The sequence below is a fragment of the Mesorhizobium sp. B3-1-9 genome, assembly GCF_006439595.1.
Classification (GTDB): Bacteria; Pseudomonadota; Alphaproteobacteria; order Rhizobiales; family Rhizobiaceae; genus Mesorhizobium.
Genome location: NZ_VFTJ01000003.1, coordinates 446,330 through 461,531 on the forward strand (window position 1 = coordinate 446,330; position 15,202 = coordinate 461,531).

The following is a 15,202-nucleotide window of genomic DNA, read 5'->3' on the forward strand; positions in this document are numbered from 1 at the left end:
TGTTGCGGCCCGCGGGCCTATTTGTTCAGCGCCGCGAAATAGGCCTTCTCGATATCGGCGGCCATGACGTCGGCGCCGAATCGGGCCTTCAGCTCATCGGCCTGCGGCATCAGTTTTCGATAACCGTCGAAGTCGCTGAGCGCCGTCCCCATTTTGGCGGCGAGCTGGGATGCGTCGGGCCGGATCAGGGCAGGGGAGTTTTCGCCGAAGATTTCCGGAATGCCGCCGACCGCGGTCGCGATCATCGGCATGCCGGCGGCCAAGGCCTCGAGCACAATATACGGCATCGCCTCCGCGCGGGACGGCACGACGATCAAATCGGCCAGCGCGAAAGCGTCCCTCGCCGGCATGGGCGGCAGGAAACGGACGTGGCTCTCCAGGCCGAGCCGCTCGACCTGCGCGTGGTAGCGCAGCAGGTCGTCGCCGTCGCCGACCATCACTGCGCTTAGGGGGCGTCCGAGCTCGTTGCCGGCCAAGGCCAGCGCATCGATGAAAATATCCGGACCCTTCAGGTCGCGCATCATCCCGATGTACAGGAAATCGGCGGCATCTGCCGCCGTCGTCACCGGTTCGAATTCGGCGGCGCGCAGGCCGTTATAGACCAGCCGGTTGGGTATCGGCGGCTCGCCGACCTTGCGGCGATAGGTTTTCCGCTCGTAGTCGGAAACGAACAGCAGGCAGTCGGTGAAGCGCGCCATGAAGCGCTCCAGGCCGAAGAACAGCTTTCCCGTCGCCGTCGTTTCGTCATAGTGGAGGGAGCCGCCATGCGGTGAATAGAGGCGGGCAACGCGAAACCTTGATACCCGTAACAGTGAGCCGAACAGCCGGGCATAGGCGCCACCCTTGGCGCCGTGCCCGTGCAGCACGTCCGGCCGCAATTCCTGGATGATTCGATAGGTGCGCCAGGCCGAGGCGAGATCGCCCGGCCCGACATGGCGCTGCATCGGCGTCCGATGGATGCCGAGCGCCAAACTGTCCTTCATCGCGTCGAACAAGCGCTCCTCATAGTCGCCGCCGGTGGTCGAGTCGCAGACGATTCCCACCGCATGGCCGGCAGCGACCTGCGCCTCTGTCAGGTCGCGCACGTGCCGGAAGATTCCTCCCACAGGTGAGCGAAAGCAGTGGACGATCCTGAGATTCACCGCCACGACGGGTTTTTCAGAACAGGCGTTCGCGGACGTAGACGGTGTCGCCGGGCAGGAGCGGATCGGATGTCAGAACCCGACCGGTCATCACCTTGCCGTTGATGTCGCGGGTGATGTCGACGCTCCCCTGATTGGCGCGCGGCGTGAAGCCGCCGGCGATGGCGACCGCCTTTTGCACGGTGAGTCCCGGCACGTAGGAATACTGGCCGGCGGCACCCACTTCGCCCATGACGAAGATCGGCCGGTAGCGGTCGATTTCGACCGAAACGTCGGGATCGCGCAAATAGCCTTGGCGCAGCTTGTCGGCGATCGCCTTTTCCAACTGCTGCGCGGTGTGGCCACGCGCCGGCACCGCGCCGACCAGCGGGAAGGAGAGATAGCCGGACTGGTCGACGCTGTAGGTGTTGCTCAACCCATCCTGCTCGAACACCGTGACACGGACGCGGTCGCCGGCGCCGAGTCGGTAGGGCTGATCGAGCACTTCATGGAAGGCGGCGGGTGTCGGGCGGTAGCTCGAACAGCCGGTCAGCAGCGACAGGGCAAGCAAAGCGCGAAAGAGGGAAGCAGTGCTTTTCATGACCGGCCAGGAACCTTCATCGCTCTTGCCGCAAGTCGCGGCCAACCCCAGGAAAGTGCGACCGTTATCATCCTGTTAGGGTTAATGGGTGGTAAAGGAGCTTGGTCCGGGAGCGCGGAGATCGGCAAAAAGCTCAATTGTTCTATTGCTTTCGCGCAATCTTCTTTGAGTGCTCTCTAATAAGCGCTCATTCCGATCTTAACGGGTGAGTTACCATAGTTGTTTACGGTCCATCCTCGACTCAAAGTTCGGAGCAGGGTGCATGTCCGTTCAGTCCGCGGCCGCAGACGTCGATGTCGATCTGAGACAGCTCTTCGCCAGCCTGGCGAGAAACTGGCTGCGCATTGTCTTCGTGACGCTTCTGGTCACCGGGCTGGCCTTCGCCTTCGCCTGGCTCGCGACGCCCTACTATAAGGCGACAGCCAAGCTGGAGATCGGCTCGCGCGAATCGGAATACACCCGGCCGCCGGGCACCAACGATGACGACAAACCGATTCTCGACGAGCAAGGCGTTGCGACTCAGGTCCAGATCATTTCCTCGCCCGACATCCTCAAGCAGGTGGCGACCAAGCTCAACCTGGACAAGTTGCCGGAGTTCGACGAAACGCTGAAAATGTCGTCGCTCGGGCGCGTGCTTGTGCTCGTCGGCTTGAAAAGCGATCCCTTCGATATCCCGCCGGAAGAGCGCGTGCTGAATGCCATGCACGACAAGCTCAATGTCTACGCCGTTGAAAAGACGCGTGCGATCGCGATCGAGTTCGCCTCGAAGGATCCCAAGCTCGCCGCCGACATCGCGAACGGCATCGCCAACGCCTATATCGCTTCGAAGGGCGACGCCAAGCTCGAATCGAACGCCGCCGCCACCGACTTCCTGGCGCCGGAAATCGCCGACCTGCAGAATCGCGTCAAGGACGCCGAGGCCAAGGTCGCGGCCTTCCGTGCGCAGTCCGACCTCTTGATGGGCGGCAACAATGCGGTGCTTCCGACGCAGCAGCTCTCTGAACTGTCGAGCGAATTGTCGCGCGTGCGCGCCAGCCGAGCCGCCGCCGAGGCGAGCGCCGAGAGCGTGCGCCGGGCGCTGCAGAATGGCGGTTCGCTGGACAGCGTGCCGGAAGTCCTGTCCTCCGAGCTGATCCAGCGCCTGCGCGAGCGCCAGGTGGAGCTCAGGGCCAACATCGCCGATCTTTCCACGACCCTGCTCGACAACCATCCGCGCATCCGGGCGCTGAAGTCGCAGCTGGCCGATCTCGACGGACAGATTCGCAATGAGGCGCAAAAGATCATCCGCGGCCTGTCGGCCCAGGCCCAGACGGCCAAGGCCCGCGAGGATCAGCTGATCGCGGACGTCAACACGCTGAAAGCCGCCTCGGCGCGGGCCGGCGAGCAGCAGGTGCAGCTGGACGCCTTGCAGCGTGACGCGAATGTTCAGCGCCAACAGCTTGAATCCTATATGGCTAGTTACAATGCGGTGGCTTCGCGCAAGGATCGCAGATACTCGCCTGTCGCGGCGAGCCTGATCGCGCAGGCCCAGGTGCCGTCCCAGCCCTATTTCCCGAAGATCGGGCCGATCACCGGCGCCGCCGCCGCTGCTTCGCTGCTGCTGATGGCGATCGGCACGCTGCTTGGCGAGCTGTTCTCGGGCCGCGCCATGCGTCCGGCCGCCGGCGCCCACTTCGCCGATATCGAGCAGGTGGCGATGCCCGCGGCCAGGGTGGAACCGATGGTCGCCGAGGCACATGGCGAAGGTCGGACCTTTGCGCCTTACGAGGAAGCCGAGCCGGGGCATTCGATCGCGGAATCGGAACTGCCGAGGCCGGCCGAGCGCGAGTTGGCGGAGGTTCGCGCTGCGGCTGTCAAGCAGGCCGAGCCCAGCGAATCGGCCCCGGAGCCAAGGCAATCCAGGCTGGGCGAGATCGATGTCGACAAGGCCGCGGAGAAGCTGATCGCTTCCGGCGCCGCGCGCGCGATCTTCGTGTCGCCGGAAGGCGACGAGGCGGCCGCGTCCGCCGTGCTGGTGGCGCGCGAAGTATCGGATGCCGGCCTGCGTGTGCTGCTGCTCGATCTCACGGCATCGGGCGCGGCGTCGCGGCCGATGCTGGACACAAGCCTCTTCCCCGGCATCACCAATCTGCTCGCTTCCGAAGCGCAGTTCAGCGACGTCATCCATCCCGATCTCTATTCGGATGCGCATGTCATTCCGGTCGGCACCGCCGACCCTGTCCGCGCCATGCGCGCCGCCGACCGGCTGCCGATCATCATGCAGTCGCTCACCACGGCCTATGATCTCGTCGTGGTCGAGTGCGGCCCGGCCGACGCGCAAGGCATCGGCCGCCTTGTCGGTGACGGCACCGAAGTCTTCCTGTCGATGCTCGAGGCCGACGACCAGGTGACGCAGGCCGCGGTGAAGCTGATCGAGAACGGCTATCCCAACCTGACGCTGGTCACGCCGGTCGGCCACGAACCGGGAGATCCATTGCCAGGACGCCGGTCGGCTGCGTAAGGCTGGAGACCGACAAGGCTGTCCTGCGCTGCCGCGGCGCTTGCTAAGGACAACCGCGAGGAACCGAAGGCCGAGACCGCAGCGAATCGAGCATGGCTCAGTCGGGGGCATGACAGTCCTTAGGTGCAAGACCGAGCCGGGGCATTTCTCGGCGGCCCCCGCACTTTACATCGGCGGCATAGCACCTAGTTTTGATGTTTCGCGCTGCGCACTTTGGTGCGTGGATGATCAAGAGCGGACCGTGAACCCTAGGCCGGTCCCTCGAAACTCCCAAAGGATAGCTGTTATGACACAGGCCAAGAATGGCGACACTGTACGTATCAACTACACTGGGCGTCTGGTCGACGGCACCCAATTCGATTCTTCCGGCAGTGAACCGTTGCAGTTTACACTGGGCGAAGGACAGGTAATTCCTGGTCTCGAAACGCATGTCGAAGGCATGGAGGTCGGCACGAAAAGCACCGTCACCGTTCCCGCTGACGCCGCCTATGGCCCCCATCGCCCCGAAGCGGTCGTAGTCATCGACCGCGCCAGCGTGCCGGAAAACATCAACGTCGATATTGGCACCCGATTGCAGGCCCGCACCCGCGAGGGACGTCCCATGCAAGTAACGGTCATCGGCGCGGACGACGCCAGCGTCAAGCTCGACGGCAATCATCCGTTGGCCGGAAAGGACCTGGTGTTCGACGTTGAATTGGTCGAGATCGTTCAGGCGGCGTAGTTAGAACTGAACGACTGCCCCAGAATCGCGGTCAAGAGCGCTACGAGAAGTTATTTCCGCGTGGCCCTCCAGGGGAGAGGCAGAGGAATCGCGATTGTCACGGTGCGCGATCGGTCAGGGCATTGGCCCCTTCCTGCCCGGCGCAATGCGCGCAGCAATAGATGATATCGCCCTGCTCGACGCCATGTCCCATGATCCGCACCCTGCAATGCGGGCAGATCGGCGCAAGCTTCTGGATCGCGCACTCGAAGCTGTCAAACGTGTAGGTTTGCCCGCTCAAGCTCACTAGGAATGCCTTGTCATAGTCGTTGCCGCACTGGTCGCACTTAGCCATGGCCATTCTCCTTCTGGGTGCGAAAACCTCTCGGCACTCGATAGGTTCCGTCGAGTCCCTCAGGGTCTCGGCCCGCTTGCCGCATCGCCCCGGAACGCGACGGCGACTGTGCGACTCTTACCAAGCCTAGCTGTCGTCCTCGGTTGCGGCAGGTGCAGCCTGTCCGGCAGCCTTGCGGCGCAGCATCTTGGTCAACTTCCAGACCATCGGATTGTTCTTGATGAAGGCCTTGGCCCGCGCGCCTTGCCGCATCGTCGTCGCCAATGCGCGGCCTTTCAATGTCAGCGGCGCAAGCACCTCGAAATGCTGGATCTCGAGATCGCACCAGAGCCGTTTGTAAGGCTCGTCGCCGACCGAGAAGTCATAGACCTTGAAGCCGAGATCGCAGGCTTCCTGGATATTGTCGAAGAACAGGAAGTCGCCGGGGCTGGTGAAGGCGAGATCGTCCTCGGCGATGGCGCCAAACTCGCAGATCAGCCGCTTGCCGGAGCGGCTGCAGCCGGTAACCGCGCGCAGTTTTCCCGCCACGTCCAGGCCGTGCAGCAGGAAGGACGGCTTTTCCTCCGTCAGCGCATCGGCAAACAGCGTCCGGAAGAAGTCGCGCACTTGCCTGTCGCCGAAGACATTGGCGATGCCCATCTTGGCGAAACGCACCTCCTTCATCTCGAGGAAGGCGTCGAGCAGCCTGTCGACCTCTTCGCGAGTGTGCGCCTCGATGCGGCGGAAGGTGCCGACCGCCTCGAACTTGCGCGTCTGCGAACGGTGCTTCTTGCGCTTGCGCTTGCCGCTCGCGCGCGACAAGAGCGCGTCGAACCCGCCGTCGAGATCGACCGCGAGCGCAAGGTTCGGACTTGGAAAGCCGGATAGCGCGGCGAGCGGGTTGGCGACGCCGTCGAGGTCGGGCAGCAGCCTTTCCAGCGAGATCAGGTCGATGTCCGGCCGCGTTCGGGCGATGACCTTGAACACCGAGCGGATCGTCCGACCGTCGATAGCAGACAGGAAACGTGGATCGGCGGCGGCGAAATTGCCGTTGGCGTGGCGCCCGCCGGCGAAACGGGCAACCTTGAACGGGCCGCGCCCTACGACTTCCAGCGCAAGCGAAAGCGCCGGATGGCCATCGCAGGATAGCGTCGCGACAACCATGTCGGCGCCGGTCGCGGTTGCCCAGTTGTTTACCCAGGATGCGCTTTGCGCTGGCGCGAACAGCGCCGAGGCGCAGAATTGAACGTAGTCGGCAAGCCCGGCACCGTCTTTTGCGGTCGCAGTCCACCGACCCTGATCGGCTCGCATGGGTCGCGCGGAAGTCTCGTTGGCCGCGACCCGGTTGCCGTCAAATGACGCGGCGGCGTCAACCATCCCTCAATCCTTAAGACGTATTGGTTCCGACTTGGGGGTTCGCATAGGCGCAACTCGTGCTTGGATGAGCCTAGGCGCAAAAGGTGAAGGAATGATCGACGGGGGCGAGGCAATCCGGAAACTGGCGCTGAACCTTGCCCGCTACTCCGGTCTCGCGCCTCTGGCGCGGCCGTTTGTCGGCGGCATCGGCGCTATCCTGATGTTGCACCGCGTCACCGCGACACCGGAGAAGCCGAACAGCGTCAACCGGCATCTGAACATCGCGCCCGCCTTCCTCGACAGGCTGATCGCGGACATGAAGGGGCGGGGTTATGCCTTTGTTTCCCTTGATGAAGCGATCGAGCGCATCAAGACGGGTGGCAAGGGCGGCCAGTTCGCCACGATCACCGCCGACGACGCCTATCGCGACAACATGACCGAGGCGCTTCCGATCCTGGAAAGGCACGGCGCGCCGATCGCCATCTACGTCGCCCCCGGCCTGATCGACGGCGCCGTCGAACTCTGGTGGGACGTGATCGAGGATATCGTCGACACCAGCTCGCGCCTGACGCTGACTATGGCGGGCAAGCCGACGGTGATCGATTGCTCGACGCCAGGCAGGAAGATCCAGGCCGTCGCGCGGCTGAACGCCTGGCTGACCTTGGAAGTCTCCGAGGAAGAGCAGGGCGCTGCGCTGCGCGAACTTGCTCGTTCCAATGGGTTCAAATTCGGCTCGGGCCGCCCATGCACCTTGATGAACTGGGATGAGCTTCGCACCATGGCCGTGCACCCGCTGGTGACTATCGGCGCCCACACCGTCAATCATCGGAACTTGAAGCGGCTGTCCGAAGCCGATGCGCGCCATGAGATCGGCGACGTCCGCCGCATCCTGGCCGAAAGGCTTGGCGAGGAGCCGCGTCATCTGGCTTACCCCTATGGCTATGCGAGCGCTGTCGGTTGCCGCGAGGTTGGCTTTGCCCGCGACGCAGGCTATGGCTCGGCGGTGACCACGCGGCATGGTGTGCTGCGCGCCGAGCATGCCGGCTTCCTGCACGCGCTGCCGCGCATCTCCGTCAATGGCCGCTACCAGAGCGTGGCGCATATCCGCACGATGCTGTCCGGCATCACCACGCCGCTCGCCAATGCGGGCAAGATGGTCGTTACGATATAGGCCTGCGCCTTGATCAGCACTTATGGAAATAACGGTAGGTGTCGGGCGCGCTCATCCATTTGAGCTGCGTTTCAAGCCCGCCATGCGCCTTGATCCAGCCTCTGATGTCGGATGCGTAGGCCTTCCACAACAAGGCGGTCATGTCGGGCCGGTGCGCCAGATGGAAGCCGAAGCTCGCCGACGGCGTCACGCAGATGCGACTGCGCGGAATATAGCCGAGCAGCACGGTGCAGGCCGACTGGCATTTGCCGACGATGCGCACATCGACGCCGCGCGCCGCAAGCCCCTTCCAGCGCTGGCTATAGGCGGCGACGCTGCCGCCGTGAGCATCCGAGACATTGATGGTTTCCGCTGTCGCGATCGAAACGGCGAGCGAGCCGGTCAAAACGATCAGCCCCGCGAACATGGTCCTCAGCATGCCGAGCCTCCCTGCCGAGCTATGAACCAGGCAGGGTAGGCGCGCACCCGATCACGTCTGAATCACATTCGTGTTTTTGCTTGCCCGGCGCCGGCGAGCTCAGCCCTTCGGGCGTGGCTCGATGATCAGCCATTTGATAATGGCCATGGCCGGCAGAACCCACAGAAAGCCGCTGAGCAGGAAGAAGAGGAGATGCGCCGTCGGCCCGTATTCGGCGAGCCTGGTGACCGCGACGGCCGACGCGATCAGCGCGTAGATGACGACCAGCGCCACCAGCAATATGGTTCCGATCAGCTTTTTCAGGCGAATGGGCATGTCGCGGTTCCGTTGACCCGCTCCGCTTAGGCCGAATGAAGAAAGCGCGCAACCGTCGCGGCCCGGCGCGACGGCGTGCCGCGCTGTCCGGTCTTGCCAGTTGGGCGGCCTTGGTCCACCACTTCAGCCTTCAACGACCGGAAAAACGCCTATGGCTGCCCTCACCGCCACGGCCCCCTATGCCGCTCGAGACCGCGACCTCCAGAACCGCGCACTGGTGCGTGGCTGGCTTTACGTCGTGCTGCTCGTGCTGTTCGCGCTGGTGCTTGTCGGCGGCTCCACTCGGCTCACTGGCTCGGGGCTGTCGATCACTGAGTGGCAGCCGATTCACGGCGTCATCCCGCCGCTCAACGACGTCGAATGGCAGGAAGAGTTCCAGCGCTACCAGCAGATCCCGCAATATACCGAGATCAACAAGGGCATGAGCGTCGAGGACTTCAAGTCGATCTTCTGGTGGGAGTGGGCACATCGCATCCTGGCGCGCAGCGTCGGCGCGGTCTTTGCCTTGCCGCTGCTGTTCTTCTGGGCGACGCGCCGCATCGAGCGAGGCCTTGGACTGAAGCTCGTCGGCATCCTTCTGCTGGGCGGACTGCAGGGCGCAATCGGCTGGTGGATGGTGGCTTCCGGCCTGGCCGACCGCGTCTCGGTCAGCCAGTACCGGCTGGCGACGCACCTGACGCTTGCCGCGCTGATCTTCACCGCGACGATGGTGGTCGCGCGCGGGCTGGCGCCGCATTCGGAGCCCGCCGCCGACCGGTCGACGCAGCGGCTCGCCGGTTTCATCGTGCTTCTCGCGCTGGTCCAGATCTATCTTGGCGGGTTGGTCGCCGGGCTGCACGCCGGCCTTTCCTACAACACATGGCCACTGATGGATGGAAAGGTGATCCCATCCGATCTGCTTCTCCTGAAGCCCGCCTGGCTGAACTTCTTCGAGAATCCGAAGACGGTGCAGTTCGTCCACCGGCTGGGCGCTTATACCATCTTCGCCGTGTCGCTCTGGCATATGATCACGACGTGGCGGCGCCAGCCCGGCACCACCCATGCCCGCCGGGCCACGCTTCTGTTCGCGCTGGTGGTGGTCCAGGCCTCGATCGGCATCGGCACGCTCTTGATGCAGGTGCCGCTGCACATGGCGTTGACGCATCAGGCGATCGCGCTTGTCCTGCTCGGCTTCGCCGCCGCGCATTGGCGAGGCACCAAGGGCGCTTACCGGCTTCCGACGGAGATTACCGTCAAGAGCTGACGGTCACATCGAGAACAGGTGCGACTGGGTCGTCGTCTCGTTGTCGAATTCCGCCTGGCGTGCAGCGGCGGCGGACGTCGTCGACTGGTCCTGATCGGCCTTTTTCGCGTCGGCCGCCTTGAGCGCGGCGAGCTTGGCCTCCAGCGCCGCGATCTGCTGCTGCAGCTTGGCGGCATCGACCTGGTCCTGGGCGGCCTTGGCCTGATCTTCCAAGGCCTGGATCTGCTTTTCGAGGTCGGCCTCCTGGGCCGCGCTGTCGGACGATGTGGATGAGGAGTACTGCACCGCTTGGACGGAGCTCGAGATCGCGCTGACCATGGGAATTCCTTTGAGGAGGGCCGACTCCATCAATAGCCGATCATGGTGAATCGGCGGTTACCGCGGCCGGTCCTGCCTCGGTGATCAGAATTGCGACCGAACTTTTCGAACGGCCTCGGCCACGGCAAGCTCGCGGTTCTCGGCGGCAATCGCCGTCGCGGCGGCGTCGCCATGCTCCGCAAGATGTTCGGAAAGCAGCCTGTCGCCGGCATATTCGAGCAGCATGCGATTGCCGTCACGGCCGAGCAGCCGCACCGCGCCTTCGCCGCGCCGCCAGGCGAGGTAATGCTCGCCGCGCAACTCGTCCGCGACGTCGTCGAAGGGTTTCAGGTCCTTGACGATTGCCGGCGAACCATCGTCCCGCACGACCTTCCAGATCCGGCTGGAAAAGGTCTCGGCAATGAGTTCGGGAGCGCTGACCTTCCAGCGCCCAGGGAATGCCTGCATGACCGCTCAGTGCTTGATGCCGAGCATCAGGTCGAGGTTCTGCACCGCGGCGCCCGACGCGCCCTTGCCGAGATTGTCGTAGACGGCCATCAGCAGTGCTTGCGCCCTCTCGTCATTGGCGAAGACGTAGACCTTCATCCGGTTGGTGCCGTTATAGATCTCCGGATCGATCTCCGGCATGCGCTCCATGAGGGTGTAGGGCGCGACCTCGACCACGCCGCCATCGATCGACGCATAATGGTCGGCAATCGCCGCGTGAAGCTCGGCGCCAGTCGGCACGCGGTCGAGACCGCCGAGTTGCAGCGGCACCACGGTGATCATGCCCTGCGCGAAATTGCCCACCGCCGGCTGCATGATCGGGTCGTGCGACAGCTTTGCATAGGTGCGGAGCTCCGGCACATGCTTGTGCTGCAGCGTCAGCCCGTAGGGCAGGAACTCGGGCGCGTCCTCGCCCTTGCCGACATAGTCCTCGATCATCGGCCGGCCGCCGCCGGAATAGCCGGAAATGCCGTTGACGGTGACCGGGAAGTCGGCAGGCAGCAAGCCCGCCGCAACCAGTGGCCGCAGCGTCGCGATCGGCCCCTGCGGCCAGCAGCCCGGATTGGCGATGCGTTTCGCGCTGCCGATCTTCTTCGCCTGGTCCTTGTCCATTTCCGCGAAGCCATATTCCCAGCCCTCGGCCACGCGGTGCGCGGTCGAGGCATCGATCACCTTCGTGGTGTCGTTCGTAATCAGCGACACGCTTTCCTTGGCCGCCGCATCCGGCAGGCAAAGGATCGCGACGTCGGCCGCGTTGAGGAATTCGGCGCGGGCGGCGGCCTCCTTGCGGCGTTCCGTCGGGATGGAGATGATCTCCAGGTCGCCGCGGTCGGCCAGCAGTGCCCTGATCTGCAGGCCCGTCGTGCCGTATTCGCCGTCAATGAAGATTTTCGGTTTCATCGCTTGCCAAATTCCTTGCGATTCCAATGTTATATGCCGTTGGCGTGATTTACTGCTACATGATTGCCGTTGCTCAGTTCGTCGAGCCGCGCCTTTCGCTCCGCCAACAGGCCGAGATAGTGCATGGCGATGATCGATCCGGCGATCGCCGTTATATCGGCATGATCATAGGCCGGTGCAACCTCGACGACGTCGGCGCCGACGATGTCGATCTGGCCGAGCTGGCGCAGCGTCGACAGCATCTTGGCCGAGGAGGGGCCACCTGCCACCGGCGTTCCGGTGCCCGGCGCGAAGGCCGGGTCGAGGCAGTCGATGTCGAAGGTGAGATAGGTCTTCTTGCCGCCGGTGCGCTCGACGATCGCATAGGCGATGTCGGAGGCGCGCATTTCCTCGACCTCGTGGCCATAGAGGATTTTTATGCCGAACGTGTCCGGTGCATGAGTGCGGATGCCGATCTGGATCGAGCGATCGGGGTCGATGATGCCTTCATTCACCGCGCGGGCGACGAAGGAGCCGTGGTCAATGCGCTTGCCGTCATCCGGCCAGGTGTCCTGATGCGCGTCGAACTGCACGAGCGCCAGCGGCCCGTGGATCGCGGCGTGCGCCTTGAGCAGCGGCCAGGTGACGAAATGGTCGCCGCCGAGCGTCAAAAGGAACGCGCCTGATTTCAGGATCTTGGCCGCCTCGCGCTCGATCGTGCCAGGGGTCTTCTGGTGATTGCCGCTGTCGAGCAGGCAATCGCCATAGTCGACCACCGAGAGGTGCTCGAACAGGTCGCGCGAGAACGGATATTGCGGATCGTTGTCGAGGATCGCCGAGGCGCGGCGGATCGCCTGCGGCCCGAAGCGAGCGCCCGGCCGGTTGGTGACCGCGGCGTCGAAGGGAATGCCCCACACGACAGCGTCCGCGCCCTTCACGTCCTTCGTGTATTTGCGCCGCATGAACGACAGCGCGCCGGCATAGGTCGGCTCGAACGACGCGCCCGTCTTGGAACGGGCGGTGAAGGCATGGTCGATCTCGTTGTTCGCCATCAGGAATCCTCGGTTTTCATCGGGGCAGCCACAACTACAGAACCGGCACGCAACATGCCAGTCACAGCTTGCGGAAAGGAAGCGGCGCTCGGCGAGTGCCACGCCAACACAGGATCTGTATCATTATGGCTGAGACGGCTCTGCTCAACCTTGCATCCGCGCCCGCGGCGACCCGTGTCGGCACGGCGGCCGGCGCGCGCTTCCTGGTGCTGGATTCCTGGCGCGGCATCTGCGCGCTGCTGGTGGCGCTGTTCCACTTCCCGACGACCTCGATGGTATCGCAGAGCGCTTTTGTCGGCGGCTCCTATCTGTTCGTCGATTTCTTCTTCGTGCTCTCCGGCTTCGTCATCGCCAGCGCCTATGGCGGCCGGCTCGCCGGTCAGGGCGACCTTGCACGGTTCGCGCTCGTCCGTTTCGGCCGCATCTATCCGCTGCATCTCCTGATGCTTGCCGCTTTCGCCGGCTTCGAGGCACTGCGGCTCGTGCTGCCGGCGCTGCATGGAACGGGACCCGCGCCCTTCACCGGAGGCTTCGACCTGAAAAGCCTCGTCGCCAACCTCTTCCTTTTGCAGGGCATGGGGGTCGAGGATCATCTGAGCTGGAACGCGCCGAGCTGGAGCATTTCTGCCGAGTTCTTCACCTATCTGCTGTTTGCCGCCGTCGTCTTCACCGCCGGGCAGCGCGCATGGATATGGTTCGTTGCCGCCGCGGTGACGGCGCCCCTTTTCCTGCTTGCGGTCTCGACGCGTCATATGGACGTGTCCTTCGATTTCGGCTTCATCCGCTGCCTTTACGGCTTCTCGCTCGGTGCGTTGCTTGCCTGGTTTCAGCACGATTCCATTGCAGAGGCGCGACAGGCCTTGAGCGGCGGGGCGGGGCGCCTCGCCTGGACACTGGCCGAGTTGGCGATGATCGCTGGGATCGCGCTGTTCGTCTCCATTGCCGGCGCCAACGACCTTGGTATTGCGGCGCCGGTCGTCTTTGCGCTGGCGCTTTATCTCTTTGCCCATGAGGGCGGATGGGTCAGCGCCCTGCTGCGCAGCCGGCCGATGCTGCTGCTCGGCTCGCTCTCCTATTCGATCTACATGGTCCACATCTTCGTCCAGGCGCGCATGATCAATGCCGGCGGCCTGATCGAGCGCAAGCTCGGGCTCGGCATCGTCGGCGACCTGATGCTGCGCGGCGACCATGCGACCGGCTTCGGCACTGGCTCGCCTTGGGTCGGTTTCGCGGCTTTGATCGCCATGCTGATCGCCGTTATCGTCGCGTCCTGGTTCACCTGGCGCTTCGTCGAAATGCCGGCGTTGGCCTGGTTCCGCCGCCTTTCCAAGCGGATTTGACCCAAGCAATTCCGGGAAAAGTGTGAAGCGGTCAGGTTCGGCGACTTCGCCGTAGCCTTTCCGTCCGGAATTGCGCCAAACAAGAAAACAACTAGCCGGCTTCGTTCACCGGCCTGTCATGGGCGTCGCCTAACCGGGTTCCGACCCGGAACGGAGCGATTCCCCGATGCGAACACTCTGGCTGAGCCTTCTTCTGTCCATCGCGCTTGCCGCAATCTCCGGCGAAGGTTTAGCCGGCGAGACGCGCGCCGCGCAAATCCTCGACCGCTTCGAGCATGCCAACCAGTGGCGCGATCATGTGATGATCGCCGCGCATCGCGCCGGCAGCATGCGGGCCGGCAAGACGCTCTACGCCGAGAATTCGCTGGCCGCGATCGAGGGCTCGATCGCGATCGGGGCCGAGATCGTCGAGGTCGACGTCCGACGCGCGAGAGACGGCGAGTTCGTCATCATGCATGACAGCTGGCTCGACAGAACAACCACGTGCAAGGGCGAGGTGGTGAAATACACGCTTGCCGAGTTGAAGAAATGCCGGCTGGTGATCGAGGGCACAAGGACCGTCACCAACGAGACGGTGTCGACGTTGCGCGAGATGCTGCTTACGACCAGGGACAGGATCCTGATCAACCTCGACAACAAGCTGGAGGTGACCGACCTGCCGGGCATGATCGCCGAGGCGCGCGATCTCGGCATGGCCGATCAGGTGATCGTCAAGGAGAACCTCTGGAATCGGCAGCGCATTGACACCGCGAGCGCAGCGCTTGCCAAGGCCGGCGGCGGCTTCCAGTTCATGCCGATCCTCGCCGACGACGCTGTCCACGATGCAGCTTTCGCCGGCGAGGTCGACAAGGCGTTCGCGCCGCATGCCATCGAACTGATCAACTGGCGCAACGGTGCCGAGACGCTGACTTCGACCGGCGGTCCGCTGTTCGGTAACCATATGCGAGCGGAAGCGGCCCGCGGCGATTGGCATCTCTGGGCCGACACCTACGCCATCGTCAACAAACCGGGCGGCTTCCTTGCCGGCGGGCGCGGCGACGAACTCGCCGTCGCCGCCAGCCTGCCGCGCGAAGCCTGGGGGTTTTGGGTCGACCGCGGCGCCACCATCATTCAGACCGACGAGCCGAAAGCGGCGATCGAGTGGCTGACGTCGAACGGTTATCGGGTGCCTTATCCGACGGAGAGCAAGCAGGCTGAGCCGGCGCATACGGCGAGTATTAATTAGAGCGCGTTGGCGCTTCACCCCACCCGGCGCTTCGCGCCGACCTCCCCATCGAGGGGAGGTAGAGCGTCGTGCGAACTCCTCTTCGCTACGCCTGCGAAGTCGATGAGATTAAGCGGACCTTCGAACGTATGGCTCGGCGCCCT

15 protein-coding genes and 1 pseudogene are annotated in these 15,202 nt (G+C 64.1%); 6 read left to right on the forward strand and 10 right to left on the reverse strand.

Annotated elements, in window-relative coordinates; translation table 11 throughout:
• Positions 1 to 17 precede the first annotated feature (17 nt).
• Positions 18 to 1,148: a glycosyltransferase gene (locus FJW07_RS08420; protein ID WP_140855701.1), complete on the reverse strand. Its 1,131-nt coding sequence runs from the start codon at positions 1,146 to 1,148 to the stop codon at positions 18 to 20.
• Positions 1,149 to 1,158: 10 nt separating this feature from the next.
• Entirely contained in the window at positions 1,159 to 1,722 is a 564-nt protein-coding gene (locus tag FJW07_RS08425; protein ID WP_140658553.1) for a polysaccharide biosynthesis/export family protein, read from the reverse strand.
• A 262-nt stretch (positions 1,723 to 1,984) separates the two neighbouring features.
• On the opposite strand from FJW07_RS08425, the gene FJW07_RS08430 reads away from it, so the two are divergent.
• Entirely contained in the window at positions 1,985 to 4,222 is a 2,238-nt protein-coding gene (locus tag FJW07_RS08430) for an exopolysaccharide transport family protein (RefSeq protein ID WP_140855702.1), read from the forward strand.
• Between the two features lie 286 nt (positions 4,223 to 4,508).
• Positions 4,509 to 4,943: a peptidylprolyl isomerase gene (locus FJW07_RS08435; protein WP_140641495.1), complete on the forward strand. Its 435-nt coding sequence runs from the start codon at positions 4,509 to 4,511 to the stop codon at positions 4,941 to 4,943.
• Between the two features lie 97 nt (positions 4,944 to 5,040).
• Here the strand turns inward: FJW07_RS08435 and FJW07_RS08440 are convergent, their stop codons facing one another.
• Together FJW07_RS08440 and FJW07_RS08445 are read right to left on the reverse strand one after the other, a co-directional pair.
• Positions 5,041 to 5,277: a hypothetical protein gene (locus tag FJW07_RS08440; RefSeq protein ID WP_140641497.1), complete on the reverse strand. Its 237-nt coding sequence runs from the start codon at positions 5,275 to 5,277 to the stop codon at positions 5,041 to 5,043.
• Positions 5,278 to 5,403: 126 nt separating this feature from the next.
• A complete protein-coding gene (locus tag FJW07_RS08445; RefSeq protein WP_140855704.1) occupies positions 5,404 to 6,633 on the reverse strand; it encodes a GNAT family N-acetyltransferase in 1,230 nt (409 codons plus the stop codon).
• Between the two features lie 91 nt (positions 6,634 to 6,724).
• Here FJW07_RS08445 and FJW07_RS08450 point away from each other — a divergent pair, with 91 nt between their 5' ends.
• Positions 6,725 to 7,783: a polysaccharide deacetylase family protein gene (locus FJW07_RS08450; RefSeq protein WP_140855706.1), complete on the forward strand. Its 1,059-nt coding sequence runs from the start codon at positions 6,725 to 6,727 to the stop codon at positions 7,781 to 7,783.
• Between the two features lie 13 nt (positions 7,784 to 7,796).
• Here FJW07_RS08450 and FJW07_RS08455 read toward each other — a convergent pair whose 3' ends face one another.
• Together FJW07_RS08455 and FJW07_RS08460 are read right to left on the reverse strand one after the other, a co-directional pair.
• Positions 7,797 to 8,201, reverse strand: coding sequence for a hypothetical protein (locus FJW07_RS08455; RefSeq protein ID WP_140785536.1), 405 nt, complete (start codon positions 8,199 to 8,201; stop codon positions 7,797 to 7,799).
• Between the two features lie 99 nt (positions 8,202 to 8,300).
• Positions 8,301 to 8,516, reverse strand: a complete 216-nt coding sequence (locus FJW07_RS08460; RefSeq protein ID WP_040999884.1) for a DUF2842 domain-containing protein — start codon at positions 8,514 to 8,516, stop codon at positions 8,301 to 8,303.
• 151 nt (positions 8,517 to 8,667) lie between these two features.
• On the opposite strand from FJW07_RS08460, the gene FJW07_RS08465 reads away from it, so the two are divergent.
• Complete coding sequence (locus FJW07_RS08465) at positions 8,668 to 9,759, forward strand: COX15/CtaA family protein (RefSeq protein ID WP_140855708.1); 1,092 nt, start codon at positions 8,668 to 8,670, stop codon at positions 9,757 to 9,759.
• Between the two features lie 3 nt (positions 9,760 to 9,762).
• Here the strand turns inward: FJW07_RS08465 and FJW07_RS08470 are convergent, their stop codons facing one another.
• The 4 genes and pseudogenes from FJW07_RS08470 to speB all read right to left on the reverse strand — a co-directional run bounded on the left by FJW07_RS08470 (position 9,763) and on the right by speB (position 12,494).
• Positions 9,763 to 10,077, reverse strand: coding sequence for a hypothetical protein (locus FJW07_RS08470; protein ID WP_140855710.1), 315 nt, complete (start codon positions 10,075 to 10,077; stop codon positions 9,763 to 9,765).
• Between the two features lie 138 nt (positions 10,078 to 10,215).
• Positions 10,216 to 10,524, reverse strand: a pseudogene (locus FJW07_RS08475) (aminoglycoside phosphotransferase family protein); the annotation flags it as partial.
• Between the two features lie 6 nt (positions 10,525 to 10,530).
• A complete protein-coding gene (gene argC / locus FJW07_RS08480) occupies positions 10,531 to 11,463 on the reverse strand; it encodes an N-acetyl-gamma-glutamyl-phosphate reductase (RefSeq protein WP_140855711.1) in 933 nt (310 codons plus the stop codon).
• A 29-nt stretch (positions 11,464 to 11,492) separates the two neighbouring features.
• On the reverse strand, positions 11,493 to 12,494 hold the full coding sequence (gene speB / locus FJW07_RS08485; protein WP_140641515.1) for an agmatinase: 1,002 nt from the start codon (positions 12,492 to 12,494) through the stop codon (positions 11,493 to 11,495).
• Between the two features lie 125 nt (positions 12,495 to 12,619).
• Between speB and FJW07_RS08490 the strand changes: the two genes are divergently transcribed.
• Complete coding sequence (locus FJW07_RS08490; protein WP_140855720.1) at positions 12,620 to 13,834, forward strand: acyltransferase; 1,215 nt, start codon at positions 12,620 to 12,622, stop codon at positions 13,832 to 13,834.
• 166 nt (positions 13,835 to 14,000) lie between these two features.
• Entirely contained in the window at positions 14,001 to 15,059 is a 1,059-nt protein-coding gene (locus FJW07_RS08495; RefSeq protein WP_140855722.1) for a glycerophosphodiester phosphodiesterase family protein, read from the forward strand.
• Positions 15,060 to 15,202: the final 143 nt, after the last annotated feature.

Coding starts and splice junctions, on each gene's coding strand:
- argC (WP_140855711.1), bottom strand. CDS start 11,463: ATGAAACCGAAAATCTTCATTGACGGCGAATACGGCACGACGGGCCTG.
- FJW07_RS08440 (WP_140641497.1), bottom strand. CDS start 5,277: ATGGCTAAGTGCGACCAGTGCGGCAACGACTATGACAAGGCATTCCTA.
- FJW07_RS08490 (WP_140855720.1), top strand. CDS start 12,620: ATGGCTGAGACGGCTCTGCTCAACCTTGCATCCGCGCCCGCGGCGACC.
- FJW07_RS08450 (WP_140855706.1), top strand. CDS start 6,725: ATGATCGACGGGGGCGAGGCAATCCGGAAACTGGCGCTGAACCTTGCC.
- FJW07_RS08425 (WP_140658553.1), bottom strand. CDS start 1,722: ATGAAAAGCACTGCTTCCCTCTTTCGCGCTTTGCTTGCCCTGTCGCTG.
- FJW07_RS08495 (WP_140855722.1), top strand. CDS start 14,001: ATGCGAACACTCTGGCTGAGCCTTCTTCTGTCCATCGCGCTTGCCGCA.
- FJW07_RS08455 (WP_140785536.1), bottom strand. CDS start 8,201: ATGCTGAGGACCATGTTCGCGGGGCTGATCGTTTTGACCGGCTCGCTC.
- FJW07_RS08430 (WP_140855702.1), top strand. CDS start 1,985: ATGTCCGTTCAGTCCGCGGCCGCAGACGTCGATGTCGATCTGAGACAG.
- FJW07_RS08460 (WP_040999884.1), bottom strand. CDS start 8,516: ATGCCCATTCGCCTGAAAAAGCTGATCGGAACCATATTGCTGGTGGCG.
- FJW07_RS08470 (WP_140855710.1), bottom strand. CDS start 10,077: ATGGTCAGCGCGATCTCGAGCTCCGTCCAAGCGGTGCAGTACTCCTCA.
- FJW07_RS08435 (WP_140641495.1), top strand. CDS start 4,509: ATGACACAGGCCAAGAATGGCGACACTGTACGTATCAACTACACTGGG.
- speB (WP_140641515.1), bottom strand. CDS start 12,494: ATGGCGAACAACGAGATCGACCATGCCTTCACCGCCCGTTCCAAGACG.
- FJW07_RS08465 (WP_140855708.1), top strand. CDS start 8,668: ATGGCTGCCCTCACCGCCACGGCCCCCTATGCCGCTCGAGACCGCGAC.
- FJW07_RS08445 (WP_140855704.1), bottom strand. CDS start 6,633: ATGGTTGACGCCGCCGCGTCATTTGACGGCAACCGGGTCGCGGCCAAC.